Origin of the sequence: Thermococcus sp. (assembly GCF_027066465.1) — an archaeon.
GTDB lineage: Archaea > Methanobacteriota_B > Thermococci > Thermococcales > Thermococcaceae > Thermococcus.
Genome location: NZ_JAMONU010000072.1, coordinates 1 through 2,792 on the forward strand (window position 1 = coordinate 1; position 2,792 = coordinate 2,792).

General features: G+C 56.2%; 2 protein-coding genes and 1 pseudogene. All 3 read right to left on the reverse strand.

The window, feature by feature from the left end:
* Positions 1–435, reverse strand: a pseudogene (locus MVK46_RS03245) (hypothetical protein); the annotation flags it as partial.
* Positions 407–1,492 (reverse strand): DUF1611 domain-containing protein, encoded by a 1,086-nt coding sequence (locus MVK46_RS03250; RefSeq protein ID WP_297535218.1) that lies wholly within the window; start codon positions 1,490–1,492, stop codon positions 407–409. The gene MVK46_RS03250 and the pseudogene MVK46_RS03245, both read right to left, overlap by 29 nt.
* The gene (locus MVK46_RS03255) at positions 1,485–2,456 is read right to left on the reverse strand and encodes a pyridoxal-phosphate dependent enzyme (RefSeq protein ID WP_297535219.1); all 972 of its coding nucleotides are present in this window, start codon (positions 2,454–2,456) and stop codon (positions 1,485–1,487) included. The genes MVK46_RS03250 and MVK46_RS03255 overlap by 8 nt, the downstream gene beginning before the upstream one ends.
* Positions 2,457–2,792: the final 336 nt, after the last annotated feature.

Genomic DNA, 2,792 nt, shown 5'->3' on the forward strand with positions numbered 1-2,792 from the left:
GGGCTCGAAGTCTATTTCCTCCTCTTCGATTCCCTCCAAGGTTAGCTTCGCCATCGGCTCGGCCATCTCGGGCTTTATCTCCTTCGGCACAAACTCCGGCCTTAGGAACTCGCTCGGATTCGCGATTCTGTTCACGAAAATATCCCTCGCGGTCACGCGCATCATGTCCTCGAAGAACCTCAGGTCCCTGCTATCGAGGGTGAACTCGAACCGAATTTCGGGCGTGAAGAGGCTATAGTTTATAGCTGGAACGATGCTCATGAGCTTGGCAAAGGCTTCAATCTTAGGAATCCTCTCGCGGTAGGAGTGGACGAGCTCGTAGCCCTTTTCCTCGCCGTCAATTCCGAGGACGTAGCGCGCTTTGATGCGCCTTGAGGAAATCCTCGGCCGCTCTATGGCGATGTAGTCAAAGCACTTCAGCTCTGGCAGGCTCACTGCCAGTCACCTCCCGCTTGGAGAGCCGTAGGATAAGCCTCGCTATATCGCCGACCCCCTGGAGGAAGGGGACGCGCGTCATAATCCCGGTCTCGGCCTCTATCTTCCTCGCCCACCCAAGGGCTTCATCATCGCTCAAACCGGAGGAGTTAATCGTTATCGCCACGGGCTTCTTCCCGCTGAGGAGCTCTATGAGCTGGATGTAAACTTCAAGAGGGGGGATTTTGAACTCGGGGAAATCGTCGTAGGTCTTCCTCGCGGGGGCGTGCTGGAGGACGATGAAGTCGGGTCTCGCCGCGGCAATCAGATCAAAGCCGCCTGGAAATGCCGGATGGAGGAGCGAGCCCTCGCCGTGGGTGACGATTACGTCGGGCCTCTCCTCGACCCAGGCGCGGTAGAAGACGTCCTCTATCGCCCCCGGCACGAAGTCGTCTATTATCGAGTCCGTGACTATAGCGTACCTGAAGCCCTGCATCCAGCCGGTCTGCCCCATCGCTATGAACTCACTCTTTAAGCCGAGCTCTTTGAACGCCTCGTGGAGCATTATCGCAACGGTTCTCTTTCCTATCGCCGCATCCGTCCCGAGGACAGCTACCTTTAGGGCTTTGACCTCCGCTATCTTCCCGGTGAAGGGAATTCTCATATTGTAGAAAATCTTCCTCACGTCGATTATCTCCACGCCGTAGCGCCTCGCGAGATGCTTGAAGTAGGGGTCGTCGCTCAGGAACTCGTGGAGGCCGTTCACAACGCCGAGGCCGTTCTTTATTGCATCCTCAACGATTTTCCGGTAGCTCTCGGGCAGTTTTCCTCCCGGAGTTGCGACGCCGATGATGAGCCACTTTGCGTTCGGATTCTCATGGAGCGCCTCCTCCAGAGAGGCGTATATCGGGATTCCGCGAGTTATTCCGTCGAGGACCTCACCGGCGTCCCTCCCGGCGAGCGTTGAATCTATCAGCCCAACTATTTTGAACCTCTTTGAATAGCGAACGAGACCGTGGGCGGTCTTCCCGTCGGTCGTTAGATAACGCCCCTCGGTAAGGATTAGCGCCTCATCCAACCCGGACACCCCCGGTGACGACGAGGACGAACCGTCCGTTCCTCAGGTTGAATTTCCTAACGAACTTCACGAGGCCGGCCAGCACCAAAGCCGACGCGGGAAGGGGTCTTACCCCCGCCGCGACGCGCATCAGCTCGGCGCACCTCAGGGCGGTATCATCCGAAAAGCCGAAAACGTAGCCGTTGGACTCAAGGAGGGCCCTCAAGGCTCCGTCGGCGTCGAACGACCTCTCCGAAACGAGGGGTTCGTTAAAGTCTGTCTCCGCGAAGTCTTCGTTTCCATCACCGTAGAACCTCCTCAGGATTTCGTTGCCAAAAGCGGTAGTCACGCCGACCATTCTGGGTCTCAGACCGATGGTCTTAAACCCCTCCCAGAGGCCCGTCATAGTTGTCCCGTTGCCGAGGGGCACGAAGACCGCGGTGGGGCTCACCTTCGAAGCAATCCATAGGGCCATCTCCGAGTAGGCCCTCATATCAACGGCGCGGTTGCTTCCCGGGTTGGCGTCGTAGAAGCCGTTCTCCCTCGCGAAAGCCCTGCTGGCCTCAACCGTCTCCTCGTAGGTGCCGGGAACTTCGATGACCTCTGCGCCGAGTGCCTTCATCTCGGGGAGCCTTTCGAGGGTGTAGCCCCTGGGAACAAATATCACCGCCTTCAACCCAGCCAGGGCAGCGTAGTAGGCAACGGCCACACCGTAGTTTCCACAGGTGCCAACGGTTATTCCTGGAAAGCCCAGTCCAACTGCCTCTTCAACATGGGCCCTTGCAATTCTGTCCTTGTGGGTGCCCGTGGGATTCACACCCTCGTAGTCAACGTAAACCTCCTCAACTCCGAGAATCTCCTCCAGAACAGTGGCCCGGAATAGCCTTCCAAGGCCGCCGGGCCCATCACCTGCCTCAGATTCCTCCGCTGTTAGGCCTTTTTTAGGGCCATACTCAGTTGAAGAGATTGTTCTTACGGCTTCCATCGCTTAACTCCCCCAATATTTGGAATGGGGCATTGTCGAATTAGACAAAGGTATATAAACCTTTCTCCCAGGTAAGGTCGTTTTTTGGCCCTAACTTTGTTTTCAGTTGTTAAAAATTTTAGAAAGCCGAATAATTGCCGTAAAAATGAAAAAGAAAAGTTTTTAACCCTTTATCCAACCATAGAGCGCCCCAGAAACGGGGCGAGGTGGTGGAGATGTACCCGCCCAAGAAGAAGGTCCAGCCCAAGGTTGAAGAGGAAGAAGAGGAGTTCGAGCCCCTGGAGGAAGTTGAAGAGGCCTACGAGAACTTCGATGAGTACGAAGACGAGTGGGACG

Excerpts from the sequence above, each read along its gene's own strand:
- MVK46_RS03255 (WP_297535219.1), bottom strand. The coding sequence starts at position 2,456 with ATGGAAGCCGTAAGAACAATCTCTTCAACTGAGTATGGCCCTAAAAAA.